We start from the raw sequence: 24,906 nt of genomic DNA, 5'->3' as shown, positions 1-24,906 counted from the left end.
ACAAGCGAGACTTGAGGCTTTGGGGGAACAACCGGATGGACCCGTGGAAGGCGCAATTGATGATAGGCTCGAATTCCGTGGTGCAGCGATCAAATTCCCGTGTAAATTCCCGGTTCCCGGGCTCGTCCAAGACGACCAAACACATCTTCGTCACCGGTGGTGTGGCGTCCTCGCTCGGTAAGGGACTGACGGCTTCAAGCCTCGGACACCTGCTGCGGGCACGCGGTTTGTCTGTAACAATGCAAAAGCTGGATCCCTATCTGAACGTGGATCCCGGCACAATGAACCCGTTCCAGCACGGTGAGGTTTTTGTCACCGACGACGGCGCTGAGACAGACCTCGACATCGGACACTACGAGCGCTTCCTGGACGAGAACCTTGAGGGTTCGGCCAACGTCACCACCGGGCAGATCTACTCCACTGTTATCGCCAAGGAACGCCGTGGCGAATACCTGGGCGATACTGTGCAGGTCATTCCCCACATCACGGACGAAATCAAGCGGCGCATGCGGCTGCCGTCCGAGGGCAAGAATGCCCCTGACGTCATCATCACCGAAATCGGCGGGACCGTCGGCGATATTGAGTCCCAGCCGTTCCTGGAGTCAGCACGCCAGGTACGGCAGGACATCGGCCGGGGCAATGTTTTCTTCCTCCACGTCTCCCTGGTCCCGTACATCGGTCCGTCCCAGGAACTGAAGACCAAACCGACCCAGCACTCGGTGGCCGCGCTGCGCTCCATCGGCATCCAGCCGGAAGCTATCGTGATCCGGTCGGATCGGGAGGTGCCGCAGCCCATGCGTGAAAAGATCGGCCGCATGTGCGACGTCGATATTGACGCGGTCATTGGCGCCCCGGATGCCCCCAGCATCTACGACATCCCCAAGACCCTTCATTCCCAGGGCCTGGACTCGTACATTGTCCGAGCCCTCGACCTGCCGTTCAAGGACGTGGACTGGACCAGCTGGGACAAGCTTCTGGAAGCTGTACACAATCCCAAGCACGAGGTCGAAGTTGCGCTTGTGGGCAAGTACATTGACCTTCCGGACGCCTACCTTTCGGTGACCGAGGCCCTCCGAGCAGGCGGGTTTGCGAACGACACCAAGGTAAAGATCCGCTGGGTTCCATCGGACGAATGCGAGACGCAGGAGGGTGCAATAACTTCCCTCGCCGGCGTCGACGCGATCTGTGTTCCCGGCGGCTTTGGAATCCGCGGCCTCGAAGGCAAGCTGGGCGCCCTGACTTTCGCACGTCAGACCAAGCTGCCGGTCCTGGGCCTCTGCCTGGGGCTGCAGTGCATGGTGATTGAATATGCACGCAACGTGGTGGGGCTGGAAGGCGCTTCCTCCAGCGAGTTTGAACCCGACTCCAAGCATCCTGTCATTGCCACCATGGAAGAGCAGCTCGACATCGTTGAAGGCAAGGGCGACCTTGGCGGCACGATGCGGCTCGGGTTGTACGAGGCCAAGCTGGACGAGGGCTCCGTTATCGCAGAGACCTACGGCGTCACCACGGTCAGCGAACGGCACCGCCACCGCTACGAGGTCAACAACAAGTACCGGGCACAGATCGCTGCTGAAGGGCTCGTCTTCTCAGGCACCTCTCCTGACGGCAAGCTCGTGGAGTTCGTTGAACTTCCCCGCGAGACGCATCCGTACTACGTGGCCACGCAGGCCCACCCTGAGCTGAGCTCACGGCCTACCCGCCCTCACCCACTCTTCGCGGGTCTGGTGAAGGCTGCGCTGGACCACCAGCAGGGAGCCACCACAAAACGTAATACAGTGGGTGCTGAGGCACCGGTCCGCAAGGAAAAAGCGGACAGCGTGGTGCCGGCCAAGTAAGCCCAGCACGACAAAAGGACGGCGCGATGCCTCATATATCTGAAACCCCCAACGCTGCACGGCAGGTTTCGGATGTACCGAGTCCGCGCCGTCTTTTGTCGTCCCGGACCGTCTATGAGGGCCGCATCTGGGATGTTGTCAGTGACAGCTTCAAACTGACCGACGACGGCGATGCCCTGACCCGGGATTACATCGACCACCCCGGCGCGGTGGCAGTGCTGCCCATGAACGACGCTGGCGAGGTGCTGCTGATCAAGCAGTACCGGCATCCGGTGGGAATGGACCTTTGGGAGATCCCGGCGGGACTGCTGGACGTTCATGGCGAGGACTTCGTTGTGGGTGCCGCCCGTGAGCTGGCCGAAGAGGCGGATCTCGTCGCAGAAACCTGGAACGTCCTCGTTGATTTCTTTAATTCTCCAGGTTCCTCGAGCGAGGCCATCCGCATCTACCTTGCACGGGACCTGACCGCTGTACCTCACCACGAACTCCACGTCCGCACTGACGAGGAAGCGGAAATCGAACTGCACTGGACCTCCCTGGACGAGGCCGTTGAAGCCGTGCTGGATGGCCGCCTTCACAACCCTTCCGCCGTCGTCGGAATCCTTGCGGCTGCAGCTGGCAGAGGTAATGACTTTCAGCACCTCCGTCCGGCCGATGCACCGTGGCCGGCTCACCCCAGCCAGCGCTGATGTCCGACACTGCGACGGTTGAGGGGGCGGAAGCACCGGACAGCACTTCACAGACGCCACGGCCACCGTCCGCAATCGATCGGGGTGTCACCGACTACCTGCAGCACATGGGCGTGGAACGAGGACTGGCGGTAAACACCCTGTCGGCTTACCGGAGGGACCTTTCGAGGTACGCCAACTACCTTGCGTCGGCCGGCGTCGCGCGCCCTGACGACGTGACGCGGCGGCACGTGACGGCGTTTGTGCAGGCATTGTCGGATGGCTCTGATGGGGGATCGGTGCTCGGTGTCCGCTCGGCCGCGCGGACAGTGGTTGCGGTACGCGGGCTGCACAAGTTTTGGGCGCTTGAAGGAACGACGACGGCGGACCCTGCCAGTGATGTGCACCCGCCTATGCCTGGCAAGCGGCTCCCCAAAGCCATCAGCGTGGAAGAAGTAACGCGGATTCTCGAGGCAGCGGCAACAGACACCCCCACAGGCCTGCGCGACCGCGCGCTCCTGGAGTTCCTGTACTCCACTGGTGCGCGCATCAGTGAGGCAGTGGGGCTCGACGTCGACGATATCTCGCTGCAAGGAGCGGACGAGGGGCCGGCCATCGTGCGTCTTTTTGGCAAGGGATCCAAGGAACGTCTGGTGCCTCTGGGTTCCTTTGGTGCACGGGCACTTGATTCGTACCTGGTCCGGGGACGCCCCCTCCTGGCGGGCAAGGGGAGAGGGACTCCAGCCTTGTTCCTGAATGCGAGGGGAGGGCGGATCAGCAGGCAGAGCGCCTGGACCATTCTCAAAGCAGCGGCAGAGAAAGCCCGGATCACCAAGGACGTCTCACCGCACACGCTCCGGCACTCCTTCGCCACCCATCTTCTGGAAGGCGGGGCTGACGTGCGGGTGGTCCAGGAACTTCTCGGCCACGCCTCAGTTACCACCACCCAGGTGTACACGCTGGTGACAGCGGATACCCTGCGCGAAATTTACGCAGCGGCGCATCCCCGCGCGCTCGGCTAAGCCGGGGATATTGTTGGGGGTATGACCTCCGCGCCTGTTACGCTCTGCTTCCTCCTCCGCGATCTTGAGGGAGTAGGCACAGAGGTGCTGCTGGGGCTCAAGAAGACCGGCTTCGGGACCGGCAAGATCGTCGGTGTGGGAGGCCATATCGAACCCGGCGAGTCGGCAGCTGAAGCTGTGTGCCGGGAGGTTTACGAGGAAACCGGAATTACCGTTCTCCAATCCGATCTGCGGCCTGCAGGCAAAGTCGACTTTGTTTTTCCGGCCCGTCCTCTCTGGAACATGTCGGCAATCCTCTTTACGACCCGTACCTGGCAAGGAGAGCCGGCCGAAAGCATTGAAATCATCCCCGAATGGTTTCTGCTTGAATCCCTGCCGCTGGAGCGGATGTGGGCCGACGCCGAACACTGGCTTCCGCTCGCTCTCACCAAGGGTGACGTCAACGTTGTGGTGACGCTCAACCCGGACAACGAGACAGTTCAATCTGCGGTGACAATTTCCGAGTTTTTGTAACCATCCCCTTCGGGCTGGAAACTACACATTTAGCCTGCGGGTCAGGACACTACGTTTCACAGGGGGAAAGCGTGCTTTCAGAGCGCGAATTGGCGTTTATCGCCCTTCACAAGGACAACTATCCGCGCGTCTACACGTTCGTCCAGCGAAGAGTGAACGATCCTGAGCTCGCGCAGGAACTGGCCGCGGATGTGTTTCGGGTTGCCTGGCAGAAGCAGGACGAGAACGTCGGGGTTGCCGTCACCTGGTTACTGACCATCGCCCGGAACCTTATCGGAAATGCCTATCGCAGCCGCGAGCGGCAGCAGGCCCTGCAGGACAAGCTCAAACACAACGTCCGAACACGCTACGCGGCGGACGACGACAACGCTCCCGTCCAGGAAGCGATGGATGCCATGCGCGAGAAGGACAGGGACATTCTCCAGCTCGCCTATTGGGACGCGCTGACCATGGCGGAAATCGCCGCCGTCCTGGGATGCAGTGAATCCGCAGCCAAGGTCCGGCTTCACCGTGCGCGTACTGCGTTCCGGAAACTCCTACCCGCCAGCACCGAATCCGTCACACAGAAGATGGGCGCCTAACATGGATCCGATCAAGAATTTGATTTCAGGTACGGACCCGATGAAATCGGATCCGCACCCCGTTCCGGACGGGGAAGAGGCCTTGCGCCGGATGTTTTCGGAGCCGGCAGCATTTACCGATACCCTTCCGCCGGTCGCTTCCCTTGACGCGGCCCGTCGCCGGCCGGCAAGGCTTGCCGGCCTGTTGACCATCGCTGCCGCAGCCGTGACCGCGGGAGTGCTCGTGACCACAAACCTGGGTGCGCTGACTGCACTTCCCGAACCCGCCAGCACGGCTACTGTCGAAATTTCGAATGAAGCGACGACGGTTCCGGCGTCGACTGCAACCGCTACTCCCAGTTCAACCCCCACCCCCACGCCGACGGCGGCCCCCGTCGCCTGGACCAAGTTCACTGACGCCTCAGGCCAAGCCACCTTCGAGCACCCGGTGGGTTGGACCGTCCAGGAAACACCTGTCGAGGGTGGATTCGCGTCGGGGTACTGGGGCAGCAACATCGTGGTGCTGAACGAGGCAGGCAAGGTGATGGGCAAAATGCAGGAATCACCACACGCTGCCGGTTACATGTGCCCCGAGCCCAAGCCGTACTACACGCTGGACTCTGTGGTCCTGGACATTCCGCAGAAAGCGGCGAAACTGAAAGAGATTCCCCGGGGCCCTTCAGAGTTTGCCTTCCGGATCATCCAGTCCGACAAAGTGTATGGAACCATGGCTCTGAACGATCGTGAATTAGTTCCTCCGTCGGCTGTCTGCGCCCTTTACAACAACTTTCTCGGACCGGAAGACGTTCCGCTTGTCACCTTTGGGGATACGTGGTCACTGCAACAGGACGGAGAGAACGCTCCAATGACCTTTGCCTCCGTTGCCGAGGCCGAGGCCTACATGCAAACGCAAGAGTACAAGGACATCAAGCGGATGCTCATCTCGCTCGAGTTGAGATCAGTGAAGAAGCCGGTGACGTGGAAGAACTACACGAGTCAGAACGGGCTTGGCAGCTTCGACTATCCGGACAACTGGACCATCGCCAGCCGGGAGGACGGACGCTACTCGGATGTAGTCAACGAGCAGGGCCGCACTTTGCTCACCCTGGGCTTCGGACAAACCCGCAATGTACCTAATCTTGTTTCCCCGTGCCCGCCCTTTACGGTCCTGGACAGCACCCCTATGTCCTTCCCGAGCAGCAGGCAGGGGGAGCGGGCCATTCCGCCACAGTTTATCTTCCGGGTCTGGGACAACAGCGCGTATACAAACTCCGGGATGTACGCGCCCTACAGTGCCAACCTCGGCATAGCTGACGAGAGCTGGGGCGTGAATGGCACCACGTGCGATCCCCAGAATGTTGTTAGCGGCCTTCCGTCTGGCGAGTACTTCTTCGCCCAGAACTATAACACCGGGGCCGCATCCGACCTGAAGTTCTACTCCATGGAAGAGGCTCGTGCCTACATGGAGACCGAAGAGTTCAAGACCCTGAAGCGGATCGTGACGTCGTTGAAGATCAACGGCTAGCGCAGCACTCAAGCAGTACGACGCCGGCCCGGTCACCTGTGAAGGTAACCGGGCCGGCGTCGTACGTGGAATAGCAGGAACTACGGGACGTGCCGTTCCTCGGCACCGTTGTAAAGGCTGAGCGGACGGATCAGGGAGTTGGATTCCACCTGCTCCATAATGTGCGCGGTCCAGCCGGTGATGCGGCTGGCCACGAACAGGGGAGTGAACGTGGCGGTGTCAAAGCCCATGAGGTGGTACGTAGGCCCTGCCGGGTAGTCGAGGTTCGGCTTGATGCCCTTGGCCTCCTCCATCGCCGACTCAAGGCCGTTGTAGAGGCCCAGGAGCTCCGGCCGGCCATAGTGCGCGATCATCTTGTCGAGCGCTGCCTTCATCGTTGGCACGCGGGAATCGCCATGCTTGTACACGCGATGGCCGAAGCCCATGACCTTTTTCTTTTGAGCCAAGGCGTTTTCCATCCAGGTCTTAGCCCTGACTGCCGCTTCTTCCAGGGACTCCTCCGGACGGATGCCGATTTCATCGAAGGTGTGCATAACAGCTTCGTTGGCGCCGCCATGAAGAGGGCCCTTGAGGGCGCCGATGGCACCTGTGACAGCAGAATGAAGATCGGACAGTGTGGACGTGATGACGCGCCCGGTGAACGTGGAGGCGTTAAAGGAGTGCTCGGCATACAGGATCATCGAGACGTTGAACGCCTCCACCACCTCCGGCACTGACTCTTCACCGAAAGCCATCCACAGGAAATTCGCCGAGTAGCCCAGATCCTCCCGCGGCTCGACGAGCGCCTGGCCGTGGCGCCGCCGCTGATCGTAGGCAACTACGGCCGGCATTGCGGCAAAGAGGTCGATTGCCTTGGTCATGTTGGCCTCCCGGGACGAGTCCTCGGCAAGGCTGTGGCGGGCACCCATCACCGATGTGGCAGTCCGGCACACGTCCATGGGATGCGCGGTGGCGGGCAGGGCATCGATAACTTGTTTGACGACCGGGTCAAGTGCCCTGCCCGAGCGCTCCCTTGCCTTGAACCCAGCAAGTTCATCGGGCGTGGGGAGCTCACCATTCCAGAGCAGGAACGCAACTTCCTCGAAGCTGCACCTGGCGGCGAGTTCCTGTACCGGATATCCCCGGTAGAGGAGCGAATTGGTGTCCGGGTTGACCTTTGAGACTGCGGTGGTGTCCACCACGACGCCGGCGAGGCCCTTTTTGATCTCTTCTGCAGCCATGCTGAAAACTCCTTTGTTTCTTTGAGACGCTATTGGCCCTCCTGGGCCGGCAAAACCGGTGGGATCCGGGTGTCAGTTCTTTCCGGGAATCTGGAAGTTGAACACACCGGTGTCGAAGCGGTTGTAGGCCTCATAGTCCACAAGGTCGTACAGCCGCGCTCGGGTGAGCATGCTCTCCACCTGTGCCTCCTGGGTGCCGTCAGCCTTGATCGTCTCCAGCGTACGCTCCGCAGCACCCATGGCACTACGGAGGAGGGTCACGGGATAGATCACTATGTTCACGCCGACTGCCTGCAGTTGTTCAACCGTGAACAGCGGGCTCTTGCCGAACTCAGTCATATTGGCCAGGATCGGCACGTCCACGGCTTCCCGGATGGCCTTGAACTCGCCCAGGTCCTTCATGGCTTCCGGGAAGATCGCATCGGCGCCGGCTTCCACCAGGGCTACGGCACGGTCCTGGGCAGCTTCAAGGCCGTCAGTTGCGCGGATGTCCGTACGGGCCATAATCAGGAAGTTCGGATCGCGCCGGGCGTCGGCTGCGGCCCGGATCCTTTTGGTGGCGGTGTCGAGGTCCACTACGTTCTTGCCATCCAGGTGTCCGCAGCGTTTTGGGTTGAACTGGTCCTCAATGTGGCACCCGGCCAGGCCAGCGTTTTCCAGCTCCTGGACAGTGCGGGCAACATTCATTGGCTCGCCGAAACCCGTGTCTGCGTCCACAATGGCCGGAAGCTCCGTCATGCGGGCAATTTGGCCTGCTCTCGTGGCTACTTCCGTCAAGGTAGTGAGGCCGATATCAGGCAAGCCAAGGTCATTGGCGAGTACGGCACCTGAGATGTAGACCCCCGCAAAGCCCTTCTCCTCGATCAGTCTCGCAGAAAGGGGATTGAAGGCTCCGGGGAACTGCTGGATCGTTCCTGACGCCAGGAGTTCGCGGAGCCGGATCCGTTTCTGCTCGGGGGTGGTGTGGGAGTACAGCACTCAGAACAGTCCCTTCGGTGCCGCGGCGAAATCAATGACACCAGTAGCCGCAGTGATGTTCAGCTGGTCAAGCTCTCCGGCGGCCAGCTCCGGAAGCCTTGCGGCGGCGTCGAGGAAGCGGTCGATTTCTTTTTCGTCCACCAGCCCTGCAGCGAGAGTGCGGAACTTGGTGATGTACTGCTCGCGGGCAAACGGCCGGGCGCCCAGGGGATGGGCGTCAGCGACGGCGATTTGATCGGTGACAATGGATCCGTCGGTGAGGGTGATTTCCACAGACCCGCCGAACGCCTTCTCGGAAATATCCAGGGAGTGGTAGCGGCGCGTCCACTCGGGGTCCTCGACGGTGCTGACCTTTAGCCAGAGTTCAACAGTGTCCGCGCGGCGAGCCCGCTCCGGTGCGTACGAATCCACGTGGTGCCAGCTGCCGTCCTGCAGTGCGACGGTGAAGATGTAGGGGATGGAGTGGTCCAGGGTTTCGCGGCTGGCATCCGGGCTGTACTTCTGCGGATCGTTGGCTCCGGAACCGATCACAAAGTGCGTGTGATGGCTGGTCTTGATCAACACTGATTTCACGTTCGCCGGATTGGTTACTTCAGGGTGCTCGACGTGAAGTTTCCGTGCCAGGTCAATCCACGCCTGGGCCTGGTATTCAGCAGAATGTTCCTTGGTGTAGGTGTCCAGGATGGCCCGCTTGGCTTCACCGGCCTCGGGCAACGGCACCAGGTAGGAGGCTTCGGGGCCATCGAGCATCCAGGCAATGACACCGTCTTCGCCTTCGTAGATCGGCACAGGCGAGGTCTGGCCCCGCATAGAACGGTCCACGGCTTCAATGGCCATCTTGCCGGCAAAGGCGGGGGCGTGGGCCTTCCAGGTGGAGATTTCGCCCTTACGGGACTGACGGGTGGCTGTGGTGGTGTGGAGTGCCTGGCCCACTGACTGGAAGATGGTCTCGACGTCGAGCCCCAGCAGGGTGCCGATGCCGGCGGCGGCAGAGGGGCCAAGGTGGGCCACATGGTCAATCTTGTGCTTGTGGAGGCAGATCGCCTTCACCAGGTTTACCTGGATCTCGTACCCGGTGGCGATCCCCCGGATCAGATCCTGCCCGCTGGAGCCAACGTGCTGGGCCACGGCCAGGAGGGGCGGGATATTGTCGCCGGGATGAGAGTAGTCAGCGGCCAGGAACGTGTCGTGGTAATCGAGTTCCCGAACCGCCACGCCGTTAGCCCAGGCAGCCCACTCGGGGGAGACCCGCTCGTCAATCCCGAACACCTTCGCTCCCTTGCCACCGGTGCTGGGACCGTGGGTCAGTGCCTGGGCCCTTGCCGCCACAATGGGAGCCCTGTTCAGGGAGGCAACCGCAACGGAGGCGTTGTCGATGATCCTGTTGATCACCATGGCCGTGACGTCATCGGCCACAGCGACGGGATCTGCCGCAACCAGGGCGATCTTGTGGGCCAGCTGCTCTTCGCGGGGCAGTTTTTCCTCGCTCCGGTAAACGCGGACGTGGTGTTCCTTGACCATGGGGCTCCTTCTAAAGAGGTGTATGCGTGGCTTTGACGTGGGAGAGACTGCGGTGCAGGTGGAGCATGGTGGCCGCTTCGGCGAGGCGGGGATTGCCTGCGGCGATAGCCTCGGCAATGGCGGCGTGCTCGGCAGCGGCGGAGGTGAGCCGGCCGGCGTCGTCGGCTGCCAACCGCCGGACACGCACCAGATGTACGCGTAAACTGCGCATGGCCTGTGCGAAGTAAGTGTTGGTTATGGCTGAGTCGATCGCTGAATCAAGGCGCCCCACCAGACCGTAGTAGTCGTGCCGGGCAGGGTCATCGGCCTGAATCAAAGCGGGAGCACCCATGAACTCTGCGTGGAGTTTCTGAAACGCGGCGGGATCACCGCGTTCGGCAGCGAGGGCAGCGGCCCGTCCTTCCAGGGTTTCCCGCAGTTCGAACAGCTGGTCGATATTTTTCAGTGAAATGTCGGTGACGACGACGCCGCGCCCTCCTGACGCCGTCGTCAGTCCTTCAGCGGTGAGGCGGCCGAGGGCTTCCCGGAGGGGTGTCCGCGAGATGCCCAGGCGCTCCGACTGCTCGACTTCTCCGAGCACGGTGCCTGGACGAAGGCGCCACTCGATGATGTCGTCGCGCAGGGCCTCATAAGCCCGATCGCTGGCCCGCATGATCACCCCGCCTTCATCCTGATTTACCTTCAGTGTATACACAAAAGGGGCGGTATCGGGAGAAAGAACCGGAGTTCTCGTATCGGCAACAGCTTTTGTATACAGAGGGAACCTTGCGGCTCGGTCAGCCGCGGGTCCAGCGATACTCGTTCTCGGGTCTCCCGGGCGCTCCGTATCGCGGCGCTCGCGATACCGATCCTGCGTCCGCCAGATACTCCAGGTAGCGCCGGGCAGTCACGCGGGACATTCCCAGCTCGTCCATCACTTCACTGGCGGATACAGCAGCATCTTCCTTGCGGAGAAAGTCCTTGACCGAGTCCAACGTGGATACGGACAAACCCTTGGGTAACTGGAGTTCCGACGGTGTCCGCAGGCTTGCGAAGGCCTGATCGACGTCGCTCTGGGAGGCCCCGGTTTTGGTTTTTCCGTCGTCAGATGATGCCAGCTGCTCGCGGAAGAGTCTGTAGTTTGTGAGCTTCTCGGCGAAGGTGGCGTACGTGAACGGCTTGATCAGATACTGGACTACTCCAATCGCGACGGCGCTGCGCACGATGTTCAGCTCCCGTACGGCGGTAATGGCGATGATGTCGGAAAACAGGCCGGAGGACCGCATCCGGCGGGCTATGTCCAGCCCATGAAGGTCCGGCAGATTCATGTCGAGGAGCACCAACTCCACTTGGTTCCCGGCAGCGGAAAACTCCGCCAGGAGCCGGAGCGCCGACTGCCCGTCCGGGGCTGTCCCTGCGAGTGAGAATCCGTCGAGACGTTGCACATAGGCGGCATGTGCAGCGGAGGCGATTGGTTCGTCTTCGACGACGAGCACGCGGATATCGCTCAAAACTGCTCCTTAGTACCCGAGGGCAGAACAACGCGGAAAAGCGCACCGCCCGGGTTGGTGATGGTCAACGTTCCACCCAAACGCTGGACTGCTTGACGGACCAGTGCCAGTCCGATGCCCCGACCGTACTTGCCGGGTGCCTTGGTGCTGAAACCATAACTGAAAACGTCATCTACAGATCGTGGATCAACTCCGCTACCAGTATCCTGCACGGTGATCTCCAGACTCTCCCCGGTGGAGTGCAAAGCCAGCTCTACGCGTTTGGGGGAGGGGGCTTCAGCGGCGGCGTCGATGGCGTTATCCAACAGATTGCCGAGGATGGTCACCAGATCCTGGACGGCAAGGCCGGCAAGCTCTGTTGACCCCTTTGCGTCAAGGACCAGTTCGACGCCGCGCTCGTGCGCCTCCGCGGCTTTACCCATAACCAACGCGCTGAGAACAGGCTCCTCAACGGAATCAACCAACTCGTCAGTGAGCTTTTGGCTGAGCTCGAGGTCTTTGGTGGCGAAATCCAGGGCATCTTCCGTTCGTCCCAGTTCCATCAGGGAGACCAGCGTATGCAGCCTGTTGGCGTGTTCGTGGGTCTGGGAACGAAGGGCAGCAGATAATGTCCGCATGGTTTCCAGTTCGGAACCAAGGGACTCAATTTCCGTCCTGTCACGGATGGTGGCCACTGTGCCGAAGACCTGGTCGCGCTGGCGGCCCTGGGAGGGTGGCCCAAGTGCCGGACCCTGGTTTACCACGAGGATGCGGGAGCCCGTCAGATGAATTTCGTCGTGGGCCAGCCTTCCCGATTCGAACAATGTCTGCAGGCTTGACGCCAAAGGCAGCTCAGAGAGCGACGGCGGATCGCTCGGATCGCCGTCAGTTTCCCTTGGGGTCAGCCCCAGGAGTTCCGCTGCCTGGTCGTTGTACATCACCACTTTGCCCTTGCTGTCAATCAGGATGACTCCTTCGCGGACTGAATGCAGGACAGATTCGTAATAGGCGAAGAGCTGCGCGAGTTGTTCGGGCCCCCAGCCGCGGGTGACCCGGCGCAAATACCTTCCGAGGAGCCACGACGCCACCGAACCGCCCACCAGGAGCGCGAAAGCGATCGCCAGAACGGCTGGCAGGCGCCCCGAAACCGCGACATCCACTGTCCGCACCGTTACGCCGGCCGAAACCAGGGCCTTGACGTTTCCCGCAGCATCCTTGACGGGCGCAATTGTGCGCACTGAGGGGCCCAGTGTCCCGGCGGTGACTTCTGTGTAGACACTCCCGGCCAGGGCGGCGTCAATGGAGCCAATGTAAGGGCGCCCGATTTCTTCATCCCGGGGATGGGTCCACCTGGTCCGGTCAGGAGCCATGATGGTGATGAAATCAGCGCCGGCGTCCCTCATGACATTAAGTGCATATGGCTGGAGCGTGCCTGTGGGATCCGGTGTGGCCGCCGCCTCCAGGACCAGCGGGTTGTCTGCTATCGCCGTCGCCACTCCAGCCATCCGCCGTCCCGCCTCTGCATAAGCATGATCGCGCGCATCAAGGAACGTTGCCGTGCCTACGATCGCGGTGAGGGCAAGCACAAACAGCAGGTGCGCCACGAACAGCCTGCGGGCAATGCTCCATTTGTGCCTCATGGGTACCTTTCATGACCAATATGAACGCAACGGTGAGCCACATCACTATGTACCCAATGATGGATATCACACCGGACCGACGTGAAGAGCTCAGAGACTGTGCCGAACGTCTTCCAGATTATCCATAAGGAGACACATCATGGCTTCTCAAAGAGGAGAGTCAGCAGCGCCTGCCAAGGCCGCCCGCAAGGGGCTGGACAAATCCCATTACCTTTACATTGCCGTCATCGCCGCCGTTATCCTGGGCGCCCTCGTCGGTTTGCTGTTTCCCGAAGTTGGAAAATCGCTCAAGCCGTTGGGCGATGGCTTCATCAAGTTGATCAAGATGATGATCGCTCCGATTATCTTCTGCACCATCGTGCTGGGGATCGGCTCCATCGCCAAGGCTGCAACGGTTGGCAAGGTCGGCGGCCTTGCCTTGGGCTACTTCGTCATCATGTCGACATTCGCCCTGGGCATCGGCCTGGTGGTGGGCAACCTGATCCACCCGGGCGAGGGCCTGAAGCTGGCGCCGTACGACCCCAACAAGAAGGCTGAAGTAGACAGCACTGTCGCCTTCCTCCTGGGCATCATTCCGGGCGACATTCCGGTCCTGCCCACTCTCTTTGCCGCTATCCTCGTCGGTTTCGCACTGCAGAAGATGGGTGCCCAGGGCGCTCCCGTTCTCAAGGCAATCGGCCATGGCCAGGCGGTCGTGTTCCGGATCCTCATCATGATCATGTGGCTTGCTCCGGTCGGTGCCTTCGGTGCTATCGCTGCTGTCGTCGGCGCCACCGGCTTTGCGGCTATCGTGAGCATGTTCACGCTTATGGCGGCCTTCTACGTCACCTGCGCACTCTTCATCGTTGTGATCCTGGGTGGGCTGCTGCAGGCTGTTTCAGGCGTAAACATCTTCCGGCTCATGAAGTACCTGGGCCGCGAATACCTGCTGATCTTCTCCACATCGTCCTCCGAAGCGGCGCTTCCCCGCCTCATCGCAAAATTGGAGCACTTGGGTGTTTCCAAGCCTGTTGTTGGCGTCACCGTTCCCACGGGCTATTCATTCAACCTCGACGGCACCGCGATCTACCTGACCATGGCGTCGCTGTTCGTTGCCAACGCCATGGGAACGCCGCTGGACCTCGGAGCCCAGATCTCACTGCTCATCTTCATGATCATCGCTTCCAAGGGCGCAGCCGGTGTGACCGGTGCCGGTCTGGCCACGCTGGCCGCAGGCCTCCAGGCCCACAAGCCGGAACTGCTCGGTGGCGTCGGCATGATCGTCGGCATCGACCGCTTCATGTCAGAAGCCCGCGCCTTGACCAACTTCACAGGCAACGCCGTGGCAACGGTCCTCATCGGAACCTGGGTGAAGGAAATCGACGGCGGCCAGGTTGAGCGCGTGCTCTCGGGTGAAGAGCCGTTCGACGAGACCACCATGATCGCCCATCACCACGAGGTCGAGGAAACAAAGGGCCAGGCCGTTCCGGCCACCGTCTAGGAGTCCCGGCAACACCCTCAACATTTCCTACGGAAGCCGCCCGAACAGCAGACGCTGAGCGGGCGGTTTCCGTATTCCCGTCGGCAACCTTGAAGCTATACCAGAAGGTAAAGGCGCGGGCAAGGGGGCGTGTCGTGGTTCGTTGAATACCAGGCGCGGCGCTGTAACCTTGGGAAGAAGCAGGATCGGCGCTGGGAAGCCAGCGGCAGGAGATCAGCGGCAACAATCACCGGAAAAATGCGCCGGCAATAATCACCGTCATCGAAAGTGTGGATAGATACGTGAGCAGCGAACACGGTTCAGCAACTCTGGAAGGCATGGACCTCGATCTGGAAGACGCGGTCATGGGTCCCACAGGACGCCCCCACCGTGAGTTTCCGGAACCCGCCCCGCTGACATCCCACGGGCCGGCGCGTGTGATAGCCATGGTGAACCAAAAGGGTGGGGTGGGTAAAACCACCTCCACTATCAATCTCGCCGCGGCCCTGGCCGAGTACGGGCGGCGCGTCCTCCTGGTGGACTTCGATCCCCAGGGCGCCTTGTCCGCGGGCCTCGGCGTTAACCCGCATGAGCTCGACCTGACCGTCTATAACGTGCTTATGGACCGCAAGGTGGACATCCGCGATGCCATCCACCAGACAGGCGTGGAGAACGTTCACCTGCTCCCGGCAAACATCGACCTCTCCGCGGCCGAGGTCCAGCTGGTTAATGAAGTCGCGCGTGAACAGGTTCTGGACCGGGCGCTGAAGAGCGTTGAGGATGACTACGACGTCGTTCTCATCGACTGCCAGCCCTCTCTCGGCCTGCTGACCGTCAATGCCCTTACTGCGGCCCACGGCGTTATCATTCCGCTGATCTGTGAGTTCTTTGCGCTGCGCGCTGTGGCCCTGCTCGTGGAAACGATCGACAAGGTGCAGGACCGGCTGAACCCCAGGCTCCAGGTGGACGGTGTGCTGGCCACTATGTACGACGCCCGGACGCTGCACAGCCGTGAGGTCATCACGCGGCTGGTGGAGGCCTTTGGGGACAAAGTCTTCGAAACCGTCATCAAGCGTTCCATCAAGTTCGCCGACGCAACCGTAGCCGCTGAACCCATCACCAGCTACGCAGCTAACCACATAGGCGCTGATGCGTACCGGAACCTGGCCAAAGAACTGATCTCGCGCGGTGGCGCACCCTAGCCACCGATGACCACAGCAGTCGATGTTGCGGAGACGGGCGTAGCTAAGAAGCCGGGCTTCGAAGTGCGCCTGGCGAATTTCACCGGCCCTTTCGACCTCCTCCTTGGTCTTATCTCCAAGCATCAGCTTGATATCACGGAGGTGGCGCTGGCAACGGTCACCGATGAATTCATCAAATACATCCGGGGGCTGCAGAAACTCGGCGAGGAATGGGCCCTGGATGAGGCCAGCGAATTCCTGGTGATAGCCGCAACACTCCTTGACCTCAAGGCAGCCCGGCTCCTTCCTGCTGGAGAAGTCGAGGACGACGAGGATATTGCCCTGCTCGAGGCCAGGGACCTCCTCTTCGCCCGGCTCCTCCAGTACAAGGCCTTCAAAGAGGTTGCCGGCCTCATCAATTCAACACTGGAACTGGAAGCAGGCCGCTACCCGCGGCAGGTGGCACTCGAGGGCCATTTTGCGGCATTGCTTCCTGAACTCGTCTGGCGGCATACTCCCGAACAGTTCGCTGCCCTCGCCCAGTCGGCCCTGAAGCCAAAGGATGTCCCCGCTACCCAAGTGGGCCTTGCCCACCTTCACGGCTCTACTGTGAGCGTCAAAGAGCAGGCAGAGATCATCGGGCTGAAGCTGCAGCAGGGAAAGCCTCTGTCTTTCAGGGCCCTGATCTACGATGCCGAGTCCACCCTCGTGGTGGTGGCCCGCTTCCTGGCGCTGCTTGAGTTGTACCGGGACAAGGCGGTCGGATTTGACCAGCTCCAGCCGCTGGGCGACCTGACAATTCATTGGACGGCTGATACTGCTTCCTGGAGCAGCGAGAATCTGAGCGAAGAATATGAGGAACAGCCGTGAATGAACCGGTTGCGGCACCCGATCAGACGGGAAACGACCTGTCAAAACTCCCGGGCGGCGCCCGCGCAGCTTTGGAAGCCGTTCTGATGGTTATCGACCAGCCGGCCACGCCCACTGAGCTTGCTGCCGGGCTCAACCTGACCGTCGACGTCGTCGAACAGCTCCTGGCGGAACTGCAGCGCGAGTATAACGGCTATACTGTTAAAGCCCCGGACATGGACGATGCCAGCGATGCTGGCTTCGGAACCAGCCCCCGGGGTTTTGAATTGCGGAGTATCGCCGGAGGCTGGCGGATCTATTCCCGCGCAGAGTTCGCCGATCTGGTCGGCAGCTTTGTGCTTGAAGGACAGACAGCCAGGCTGACGCAGGCGGCGCTTGAGACGCTCACCGTCATCGCTTACCGCCAGCCCGTTTCGCGGGCGAGGGTGTCTGCAATTCGTGGGGTTAATGTTGACTCCGTTGTGCGGACCCTCACCCAACGCGGACTGATTGAGGAGTCAGGAAACGACCCCGAATCCGGGGCCATCCTGTACCGCACAACGTCGTATTTCCTTGAACGCATGGGAATCGGCTCGGTGGCTGAGTTGCCTCAGCTTTCACCCCATCTTCCGGGGCTTGAAGGCATAGAAGAATTTTATGATGCCGGAAGAATGTAGGCCGCTCAGGCCTGCGCGAGAGTAACCACAAGGGCAGAAAGATTCTGCACGGCTGGCTAGTGTGTTGAAGAGAGATACACAGTTCGGCCACATTAACGAAGGACGGGTCATGACACAGGCGGGACGCCAGGGTTCACCACGTAGCAGTTCAGGACGTAACAGTTCAGGACGCAATGCAGGACCACGCACTGGAGCGCAGCGTAATGCTGGCCAGCGCGATTTCTCCAAGGGCGGCGGAGACCGCCCCTTTAAGCACCCCAAGCCCCGCGAGGAGCGCTTCATCGACCCCGATGAGCAGCCCACGGGCAGCGCCCCGGCGGGCAGGGGAACCGACGCAGCCAAGTCGGGTGATTGGAAGACCGGTGCGAAGCCATCGGCCAGGAAGCCTGCCGCCCGGAAGCCCGGCGCAGGAAAAACTCCCGGCACACCCGGGGCGCTGAAGCCCAAGCCGCGGACGGGTGCACAGAATTCCGCGGGCCCGCGCGCCTTCGGCAGCGAACGCTTCGGCCAGAACCTTGGGCCGGTGCGGAAGCCTGCCCGAAAACGCGGCCCGCGCAACGAAGTACCCCAGTCAGAGCTCCACGATGCCGACGGCATCAGGCTGCAGAAGGTCATGGCTCAGGCCGGCGTCGCCTCCAGGCGCGTGTGCGAGGAGATGATCGCTGAAGGCCGCGTGGAAGTCGACGGCCAGGTTGTTACCGAACTCGGCGTCCGCGTCGATCCCAAAACTGCAGTCATCCACGTGGACGGCCTGCGCATCCAGCTCGACGAGTCCCTCGTGTACATGGTGTTCAACAAGCCCAAGGGTGTTGTTTCCACGATGGAGGATCCCGACGGACGCCCGTGCATCAGCGATTTTGTCCGTAACAGCCATGGCGAACGGCTGTTCCACGTGGGCCGTCTCGACGTCGCCACCGAGGGTCTGTTGCTGCTGACCAACGACGGCGAGCTGGCGAACCGCCTGACACACCCTTCCTACGAAGTGCCCAAGACGTACCTCGTCCAGGTGCGGGGCCCTTTCCCCCAGGGAGTCGGCGCCCAACTGCGTGCCGGCGTTGAGCTTGAGGACGGCATTGCTTCTGTCGACTCCTTCAAGCTGGTGGATTCCACACCCGGCCACGTGCTGATCGAAGTAGTACTCCACTCCGGTAAGAACCGGATCGTGCGCCGACTCTTCGACGCCGTGGGCTTCCCTGTTCTCCGGCTTGTCCGGGTCAAGGTCGGTCCCATCGGTCTGGGCGACCAGCGCCAGGGCAGCATCCGGAACCTGGGCAAGCAGGAAGTCGGCCACCTGCTGGCATCAGTGGGGCTCTAAGGAATGTCGGCATTCGGTACTCACGGGCGCGGCCATCTGAATGGCCCCGTGGTGGTGATTGGTACCGGGCTGCTCGGTACCAGCATCGGTCTTGGCCTCCGCGGCCGGGGTGTCCCCGTTTTCCTTTCGGATCCGTCACCTACCAACCAGGCAGTTGCCGTTGACATCGGGGCAGGGCTTCCCCTGTCCGGGCTGGGAACGGAGCAGCCCGAACTGGTGGTGGTGGCTGCTCCTCCGGACGTTACCGCCGATGTCGTCGAACGTGCCCTGGGGGACTACCCCGGGGCTGTCGTCGTCGACATCGCCAGCGTCAAGGCGGGGATCCAGCAGGAACTGCGTCGTCGTGGCGCAGACCTTGGCAGGTACGTGGGCACACATCCCATGGCCGGACGGGAGAAAGCCGGGCCGGTTGCGGCAAGGGGTGAACTTTTCACGTCCATGCCCTGGGTCCTGTGCCCTTCCGAGGAAACTCTGCCCGATGCCCTCCTGACGGCGCACGCGCTGGCGACAGATCTTGGGGCCATTGTTTCCCAGTTCGACGCCGCTGAACACGACGAAGCTGTGGCTTTGGTTTCGCACCTGCCTCAAGTGATGTCGTCGCTGCTGGCCAGCCGCCTGCAAGGTACCCCCCTGCACGCCCTTTCGCTGGCCGGAAACGGTCTGCGTGACACCACCCGCATAGCAGCGAGTGATCCCACCCTCTGGGTTCAGATCCTTGGTGCGAATGCGGAGAAGGTCGTGGAAATTCTTCACGGAGTCCGCGAAGACCTTAATCGCCTCATCGGCACGTTGGAGGATCCGCTCGCTCCCGGAGCGCGCCTGGACCTTGCCCAGCTGATCAGCGAGGGCAACGCCGGGCAATCCCGCATTCCCGGCAAACATGGCGGCCCGCCGCAGGCATATTCCTGGCTTACTGTCCTTGTGGATGACCGGCCAGGCCAAATCGCGCGCCTCCTCACCGAGATCGGCGAGATTGGCGTTAACCTCGAAGACCTGCGCCTGGACCATTCTTCAGGGCAGAATGTTGGCATGGTGGAATTATCCGTTCTGCCAAACAAGCATGATTTGCTGATCGAGGCACTCAACGACCGCGGATGGCGGGTACTTCAGTAATGACACAGGAACTCATCGATACATTGCCTGCGCTGCGGCAGGGCCGGGACCTTGTTGTGGCTATCGACGGTCCGTCAGGCTCGGGCAAGTCAAGTGTGAGCCGGGAAGTGGCACGCCGACTCCGCCTTGCCTATTTGGATACCGGCGCAATGTACCGGGCACTTACCTGGTACTGCCTTGACCAGGGCATCGACCTGGAGGACCGGGCCGCCGTGGAGCAGGCAGCCGAGGAGTTGCCGTTGGCAATCAGCACGAGTCCGTTGGAGGAATACGTCAGGGTTGGCGGTGCGGAAGTGACCGAGGAGATCCGGGAGCCCGCTATTTCCGCGGCTGTCAGCGCTGTTGCAACCACCCTTGGCGCCCGCACCGAGCTGATCCGGCGCCAACGTGAACTCATCGAACAGCACCACCGGCGCATCGTGGTGGAAGGCCGGGACATCACCACTGTTGTGGCACCAGGCGCTGAAGTCCGGATGCTTCTGACCGCAAGCGAAGAAGCAAGGCTACGCAGACGGGGCATCCAGCTCGGCGGCTCACAGAACGAGCAGGAGCTTGCCGCCCAGGTGACGCATCGGGATGCCAAGGATTCCACAGTTGTGAACTTCACCCAGGCCGCCGACGGCGTTGTCACCCTTGACTCCTCAGACCTCGACTTTGACGGGACCGTGGACGCCGCCCTCGCCATCGTCACCAAGGCACTCAACCGTGACTAAGCCCGGACTTCGGGCCGGTCTGAGCATGGCATGGAGCCGACCCGTTGGTTGGTTCCTGACCCATGTCCTTTACCGCACCACAATCCTTGGCCGCACCAAGGTGCCGTCGACCGGTCCGGTGATTTTCGCGGCCAACCACATCAGCTTCCTCGACGGGCCTCTGATGTTCGGTGCGGCCCCACGGCCCATGCACATCCTCGTCAAAAAAGAGTTGTTCACCGGCTTCCTCGGACAGGTTCTCCGCGCGTCCGGCCAGTTGCCGGTTGACCGCGCGGGCGACCGCCAAGCGCTCCAGCTCAGCAAGAACATGCTCGACGCCGGCCGGTGCGTAGGCATACTTCCCGAAGGAACCCGGGGGAGTGGGTCAGCATCCTCGATCAATAATGGTGTGGCCTGGCTGGCGCTCAATTCCGGTGCAACGGTTGTGCCGGTTGCAATTCTCGGCACCAGGATCACAGGCGAGCACCTCGACGCCTTGCCCCGGCCGCGCAGGCAACTTCACGTCCATTTCGGTGAGCCCCTCCACATTGCCCGCAAACCCGGCGAGACCGGGCGTGTTTCAATGGACAGGGCGGGGATCGAGATCCGTGCTGCGTTGGCGCAGCACATCCAGCAAGCAATTCAAGTCAGCGGGCAGTCTCTGCCCCTCGCGGATTCCCCGCAAAAACGTTATGAAGCAGTAGCCGGGACGCCGGCAGACCACCACTAAGGAAAGTGCAATGAGCGATACGACTCAAACCTCCGGCAATTTTGGCCCCGGCGAAGACGAATACACGCCCACCGGCACGGACCAGGTGGCGGAGAACCTTGCAGCCCTGGACGACGACGAGGCGGAGGTCCGCGCGGCCTCCCTTCGGGCCGGGCTGGAAGACTATGACCTTGATGAGGAAGACGCAGCCCTCCTTGACGGGCTCTACGCGGATGAGGACTTTGACGGACCGGTCAAGCTGGATCCCGTTCTAGCCATCATCGGCCGCCCGAACGTGGGCAAATCCACACTGGTCAACAGGATCCTTGGTCGCCGTGAGGCAGTAGTAGAGGACACCCCCGGAGTCACCCGTGACCGCGTGATGTACTCGGCGCACTGGAATGGCCGCAACTTCACCATTGTGGATACCGGCGGCTGGGAGCATGATGCCCGCGGTATCCACGCCCGGGTTGCAGAGCAGGCGGAGATGGCGGTGGAGCTGGCTGACGCCGTGCTCTTCGTAGTTGATTCCGCGGTCGGTGCTACAGCTACCGATGAAGGCGTTATGAAGATGCTCCGGAAGAGCAAGAAGCCGGTCATCATGGTGGCCAACAAGGTGGATGACTTCGCGCAGGAAGCAGACTCGTCAACACTCTGGGGCCTGGGATTCGGCGAGCCCTACCCTGTTTCGGCGCTTCACGGCCGCGGTGTGGCAGATCTTCTTGACCACGTCATGGATACGCTCCCGGAGTTCTCCACCATCGAGGGCCTTGAGCGCTCCGGTGGCCCGCGCCGGGTCGCGTTGATCGGCCGGCCAAACGTCGGCAAATCTTCACTGCTCAACAAGTTGGCCGGTTCGGAGCGGGTAGTGGTGGACAATACTGCCGGTACCACCCGCGACCCCGTCGACGAATTCATCGAGCTCGGCGGCAGGACCTGGCGTTTTGTCGACACCGCTGGCATCCGCCGCCGGCAGCACATGGCCCAGGGTGCGGATTTCTACGCCTCCCTGAGGACCCAGGCTGCGCTCGAGAAGGCCGAGGTTGCGGTGGTGCTCCTGGCAGTGGATGAGGTGCTCAGCGAGCAGGACGTCCGCATCCTGCAGCTGGCTATCGAGTCCGGCCGCGCACTGGTCCTGGCATTCAATAAGTGGGACCTGCTGGATGACGAGCGCCGGAAGTACCTGGAGCGTGAAATTGACCAGGATCTCGCCCATGTGGCCTGGGCACCCCGCGTAAACATCTCAGCGAAGACCGGTTGGCACAAAGACAAGCTGGTCCCTGCCCTTGACGTGGCCCTTGAGAGCTGGGACAAGCGCATCCCCACGGGCAGGCTCAACGCCTTCCTTGGTGAGCTAGTCGCGGCACACCCGCACCCGGTCCGCGGCGGCAAGCAGCCCCGTATTCTCTTCGGCACCCAGGCGTCGAGCCGTCCGCCGAAGTTCGTCCTGTTCACCACCGGCTTCCTGGACCCGGGATACCGCCGCTTCATCACCCGCCGCCTGCGCGAAACCTTCGGCTTCGAGGGCACCCCTATCGAGGTCAACATGCGGGTGCGCGAAAAGCGCGGCAAGAAGCGTTAATCTGGACACACCTGGCCGGTGATGCCCCTTAGGTGTCACAGGCACCCTCCGGAATCGTGTAAGCTTTTGGAGGTGGTTCGGCCGGACTGCTTAGATGAAATTCTCAGATCTCATCGAAGCGGAGAACGGCGGAACTGACGGGCTGTAGCGCAGCTTGGTAGCGCACTTGACTGGGGGTCAAGGGGTCGCAGGTTCAAATCCTGTCAGCCCGACCAACCAAAAACCCCGTCGATCCTTCACTGGATCGGCGGGGTTTTGTTGTGTCCGCGGGATTCTGACAGTTCCCCTGTGCGTCAGGAACTTCGACCGCGCGCCCGGCTTACTTCAGGAACTTTGAAGTTCGGCGATCCGCGAGAATTTTCCCTTTGGTCTGGCAGGTGGGGCAATATTGCAGGGCTGTGTCCGCGAAAGAAACCTCCCGGACCGTATCACCGCACACGGGGCATACCTGACCTGCCCGGCCATGGACCCGCATTGTGCTTCGTTTGGCGTCCTTGAGCTCGTTTGGAGCCTTGCCGACGGCCTCGGCCACGGCGGCTCCCAGCACTGTGTGGATCTGGTCATAGAGCACCTGGACTGTAGGCCGGTCCAGGGACTTGGCGACGGCGAAGGGTGAGATCCTGGCGGCGTGCAGGATTTCGTCGCTGTACGCGTTTCCTATGCCCGCAATTGTTCCCTGATTACGCAGCACTCCCTTGATCTGGTGCGGGTTCGAGGCCAAGATCGCGGCAAATGTTTCGAAGTCGAAAGAAGGATTCAGCGGATCCGGCCCGAGGGTGGCGATACCGGGCACATGAAGGGGGTCCCGGACAACGTAGACGGCGAGGCTTTTCCTTGTCCCTGCCTCAGTCAGGTCGATACCGATGTGCACGTCCGGTCCACGCGTCAGGGCAAAGCGTGCGGCAATATGCCCTTTGCCCATACGGAGCTGGGTTGAAGTGGGCGATTCCGTGTACCGCAGCCAGCCGGCCTTCGCCAAGTGGAAGACCAGAAAGATGTTGCCGGCATCTATGCTGATGAATTTTCCATAGCGTTGTACTCCCTTAATTTCCCTGTCCTCAAGAGCCGAGTAAGGCGGATCGGCCGTCTTGAGCACGGCGAAGGAGACAACCTGAAACCGCGTCATTACTGCACCACGAAGCTGGGAGCCCAGGAAGGCAGTCAGCCCGGCCACTTCGGGGAGTTCTGGCATGTCACCACTGTGCCACAGGGAGGTCGCAAAATCAGCGGCCTTCGGAGGGTTTGATGTGCCTATACTTTCAGCGGCGGCTTGTTCAGCAGGCTTCCGTTGACATTGGTGTTTGACCCGATGAAAGGCCCCCTGATGAGCAACATCCCGGAAGACCTCTCCTACACTGCGGAACACGAATGGGTCTCGGCGCCCAATGCCGACGGCGTTGTGCGCGTGGGAATCACGGACTTCGCGCAGGACGCACTCGGCGACGTCGTCTACGCGCAGATGCCCGAGGTAGGAACAACGGTGAAGGCAAACGACGTCGTTGGCGAAGTCGAATCAACCAAGAGCGTCAGCGACATTTATGCACCGGTCACGGGCGAGGTGGTTGCCCGCAACGAATCGTTGGACACCGATTCGGCCCTGATCAATTCAGATCCTTACGGCGACGGCTGGCTGATCGAAGTGAAGCTGGCGGAACCTGACGCGGTTGATTCACTACTCAGTGCAGCCGAGTACGAACAACAGGTAGGCTAAAGATTACTGGGCAGCGACGTCCGGCCATTGAACTTTGATGAGCGTCTGATTCGAGCGATCGATTTGGATGTTCGATTGAGTAATCGATGGCCGGACGACGCGCCGCAGATCGGATGTGCCAGGCATTTCCGGACGAGACGGGTTGTTTGCAGGCGGGGCGGCTGCAACGGATGAGGAGGAACCATGGTTGGCCATGAACGTCACCGAGCCAGAGGTATTTTCGGTAAGGGTGAGACGAAGTCGTCGGAAACCACCTCCATCAATCTCACCCCTGTTCGGGATGAGCCGGCCATTGCTCCGCAGTTGTCCCGCGAGGAGCGGGCCGCCGTCGAGGCCCTGCCTCACGGTTCTGCCCTGCTCGTAGCACACAGCGGTCCAAATGCGGGGGCAAGATTTCTGCTGGACTCGGATGTGACCACGGCGGGACGCCACCCTGATGCGGACATCTTCCTCGACGACGTCACGGTCTCTCGCCGGCATGTGGAATTCCGCCGTACCGATCGCAGCTTCGAAGTCGTTGATACGGGCAGCCTCAATGGAACCTACATTAACCATGACCGGGTCGACGCCCTTGAGCTCAGGTCCGGAGACGAAGTCCAGATTGGAAAATTCCGTCTTACGTTCTACCTGAGCCCTGCCCGCGCAGGCCAGGGCTGATTACGGA

Annotated in this window: 24 protein-coding genes and 1 tRNA gene; 18 read left to right on the top strand and 7 right to left on the bottom strand. The window is 61.5% G+C overall.

Annotated elements, in window-relative coordinates; all coding sequences use genetic code 11:
• The first annotated feature begins 59 nt into the window (after positions 1-59).
• The 6 genes from M1E05_RS14000 (at position 60) to M1E05_RS13975 (ending at position 6,126) form a co-directional block, all read left to right on the top strand.
• Positions 60-1,838, top strand: coding sequence for a CTP synthase (locus M1E05_RS14000; protein WP_458110911.1), 1,779 nt, complete (start codon positions 60-62; stop codon positions 1,836-1,838).
• A gap of 26 nt (positions 1,839-1,864) precedes the next feature.
• Positions 1,865-2,527 carry an NUDIX domain-containing protein gene (locus M1E05_RS13995; RefSeq protein WP_461163298.1) on the top strand — a complete coding sequence of 221 codons (663 nt, stop codon included), beginning with the start codon at positions 1,865-1,867 and terminating at the stop codon, positions 2,525-2,527.
• A complete protein-coding gene (xerD, locus tag M1E05_RS13990; protein WP_458110910.1) occupies positions 2,527-3,528 on the top strand; it encodes a site-specific tyrosine recombinase XerD in 1,002 nt (333 codons plus the stop codon). The genes M1E05_RS13995 and xerD overlap by 1 nt, the downstream gene beginning before the upstream one ends.
• A gap of 21 nt (positions 3,529-3,549) precedes the next feature.
• Positions 3,550-4,041 carry an 8-oxo-dGTP diphosphatase gene (locus M1E05_RS13985; protein WP_458110909.1) on the top strand — a complete coding sequence of 164 codons (492 nt, stop codon included), beginning with the start codon at positions 3,550-3,552 and terminating at the stop codon, positions 4,039-4,041.
• Positions 4,042-4,112: 71 nt separating this feature from the next.
• Positions 4,113-4,622, top strand: coding sequence for an RNA polymerase sigma factor (locus M1E05_RS13980; protein ID WP_461163297.1), 510 nt, complete (start codon positions 4,113-4,115; stop codon positions 4,620-4,622).
• A 1-nt stretch (position 4,623) separates the two neighbouring features.
• On the top strand, positions 4,624-6,126 hold the full coding sequence (locus M1E05_RS13975) for a hypothetical protein (RefSeq protein ID WP_461163296.1): 1,503 nt from the start codon (positions 4,624-4,626) through the stop codon (positions 6,124-6,126).
• A gap of 80 nt (positions 6,127-6,206) precedes the next feature.
• On the opposite strand, the gene M1E05_RS13970 is transcribed toward M1E05_RS13975, so the two are convergent.
• From M1E05_RS13970 to M1E05_RS13945, 6 genes are all read right to left on the bottom strand, one after another.
• Complete coding sequence (locus M1E05_RS13970) at positions 6,207-7,346, bottom strand: bifunctional 2-methylcitrate synthase/citrate synthase (RefSeq protein WP_461163295.1); 1,140 nt, start codon at positions 7,344-7,346, stop codon at positions 6,207-6,209.
• A gap of 72 nt (positions 7,347-7,418) precedes the next feature.
• On the bottom strand, positions 7,419-8,324 hold the full coding sequence (gene prpB, locus M1E05_RS13965; RefSeq protein WP_461163294.1) for a methylisocitrate lyase: 906 nt from the start codon (positions 8,322-8,324) through the stop codon (positions 7,419-7,421).
• The gene (locus tag M1E05_RS13960; protein ID WP_461163293.1) at positions 8,325-9,845 is read right to left on the bottom strand and encodes an MmgE/PrpD family protein; all 1,521 of its coding nucleotides are present in this window, start codon (positions 9,843-9,845) and stop codon (positions 8,325-8,327) included. It lies immediately after the preceding gene.
• 10 nt (positions 9,846-9,855) lie between these two features.
• A complete protein-coding gene (locus tag M1E05_RS13955) occupies positions 9,856-10,497 on the bottom strand; it encodes a GntR family transcriptional regulator (protein WP_461163292.1) in 642 nt (213 codons plus the stop codon).
• Positions 10,498-10,621: 124 nt separating this feature from the next.
• Positions 10,622-11,335 carry a response regulator gene (locus M1E05_RS13950; RefSeq protein WP_309105647.1) on the bottom strand — a complete coding sequence of 238 codons (714 nt, stop codon included), beginning with the start codon at positions 11,333-11,335 and terminating at the stop codon, positions 10,622-10,624.
• On the bottom strand, positions 11,332-12,954 hold the full coding sequence (locus M1E05_RS13945) for a sensor histidine kinase (protein WP_458110903.1): 1,623 nt from the start codon (positions 12,952-12,954) through the stop codon (positions 11,332-11,334). Before M1E05_RS13945 ends, M1E05_RS13950 begins: the two co-directional genes overlap by 4 nt.
• A 139-nt stretch (positions 12,955-13,093) precedes the next feature.
• On the opposite strand from M1E05_RS13945, the gene M1E05_RS13940 reads away from it, so the two are divergent.
• The 10 genes from M1E05_RS13940 (at position 13,094) to M1E05_RS13895 (ending at position 22,746) form a co-directional block, all read left to right on the top strand.
• Complete coding sequence (locus M1E05_RS13940) at positions 13,094-14,434, top strand: cation:dicarboxylate symporter family transporter (protein ID WP_458110902.1); 1,341 nt, start codon at positions 13,094-13,096, stop codon at positions 14,432-14,434.
• 281 nt (positions 14,435-14,715) lie between these two features.
• Positions 14,716-15,615 (top strand): ParA family protein, encoded by a 900-nt coding sequence (locus M1E05_RS13935; protein ID WP_458110901.1) that lies wholly within the window; start codon positions 14,716-14,718, stop codon positions 15,613-15,615.
• 6 nt (positions 15,616-15,621) lie between these two features.
• The gene (locus tag M1E05_RS13930) at positions 15,622-16,464 is read left to right on the top strand and encodes a segregation and condensation protein A (RefSeq protein ID WP_461163291.1); all 843 of its coding nucleotides are present in this window, start codon (positions 15,622-15,624) and stop codon (positions 16,462-16,464) included.
• A gap of 86 nt (positions 16,465-16,550) precedes the next feature.
• Positions 16,551-17,120 carry an SMC-Scp complex subunit ScpB gene (gene scpB / locus M1E05_RS13925; RefSeq protein ID WP_461165250.1) on the top strand — a complete coding sequence of 190 codons (570 nt, stop codon included), beginning with the start codon at positions 16,551-16,553 and terminating at the stop codon, positions 17,118-17,120.
• A 109-nt stretch (positions 17,121-17,229) separates the two neighbouring features.
• The gene (locus M1E05_RS13920; protein ID WP_461163290.1) at positions 17,230-18,435 is read left to right on the top strand and encodes a pseudouridine synthase; all 1,206 of its coding nucleotides are present in this window, start codon (positions 17,230-17,232) and stop codon (positions 18,433-18,435) included.
• Positions 18,436-18,438: 3 nt separating this feature from the next.
• Positions 18,439-19,548 carry a prephenate dehydrogenase gene (locus M1E05_RS13915; RefSeq protein WP_461163289.1) on the top strand — a complete coding sequence of 370 codons (1,110 nt, stop codon included), beginning with the start codon at positions 18,439-18,441 and terminating at the stop codon, positions 19,546-19,548.
• Positions 19,548-20,261: a (d)CMP kinase gene (gene cmk / locus M1E05_RS13910; protein WP_461163288.1), complete on the top strand. Its 714-nt coding sequence runs from the start codon at positions 19,548-19,550 to the stop codon at positions 20,259-20,261. Before M1E05_RS13915 ends, cmk begins: the two co-directional genes overlap by 1 nt.
• Before the next feature lie 25 nt (positions 20,262-20,286).
• Positions 20,287-20,970, top strand: coding sequence for a lysophospholipid acyltransferase family protein (locus M1E05_RS13905; RefSeq protein WP_461165249.1), 684 nt, complete (start codon positions 20,287-20,289; stop codon positions 20,968-20,970).
• Positions 20,971-20,980: 10 nt separating this feature from the next.
• Positions 20,981-22,531, top strand: coding sequence for a ribosome biogenesis GTPase Der (der, locus tag M1E05_RS13900; protein ID WP_458110896.1), 1,551 nt, complete (start codon positions 20,981-20,983; stop codon positions 22,529-22,531).
• Positions 22,532-22,669: 138 nt separating this feature from the next.
• Positions 22,670-22,746, top strand: a tRNA-Pro gene (locus M1E05_RS13895).
• A gap of 104 nt (positions 22,747-22,850) precedes the next feature.
• Here the strand turns inward: M1E05_RS13895 and M1E05_RS13890 are convergent.
• Positions 22,851-23,723 (bottom strand): DNA-formamidopyrimidine glycosylase family protein, encoded by an 873-nt coding sequence (locus M1E05_RS13890; protein WP_458110895.1) that lies wholly within the window; start codon positions 23,721-23,723, stop codon positions 22,851-22,853.
• A 132-nt stretch (positions 23,724-23,855) separates the two neighbouring features.
• Between M1E05_RS13890 and gcvH the strand changes: the two genes are divergently transcribed.
• Together gcvH and M1E05_RS13880 are read left to right on the top strand one after the other, a co-directional pair.
• Positions 23,856-24,242, top strand: a complete 387-nt coding sequence (gene gcvH / locus M1E05_RS13885; protein ID WP_309105635.1) for a glycine cleavage system protein GcvH — start codon at positions 23,856-23,858, stop codon at positions 24,240-24,242.
• A 183-nt stretch (positions 24,243-24,425) separates the two neighbouring features.
• Positions 24,426-24,899, top strand: a complete 474-nt coding sequence (locus M1E05_RS13880; protein ID WP_309105634.1) for an FHA domain-containing protein — start codon at positions 24,426-24,428, stop codon at positions 24,897-24,899.
• Positions 24,900-24,906: the final 7 nt, after the last annotated feature.

This window comes from Arthrobacter sp. R4-81, assembly GCF_054792365.1.
The sequence above is the reverse complement of the archived record's forward strand: the minus strand, read 5'-3'. Positions and strand labels throughout refer to the sequence as shown.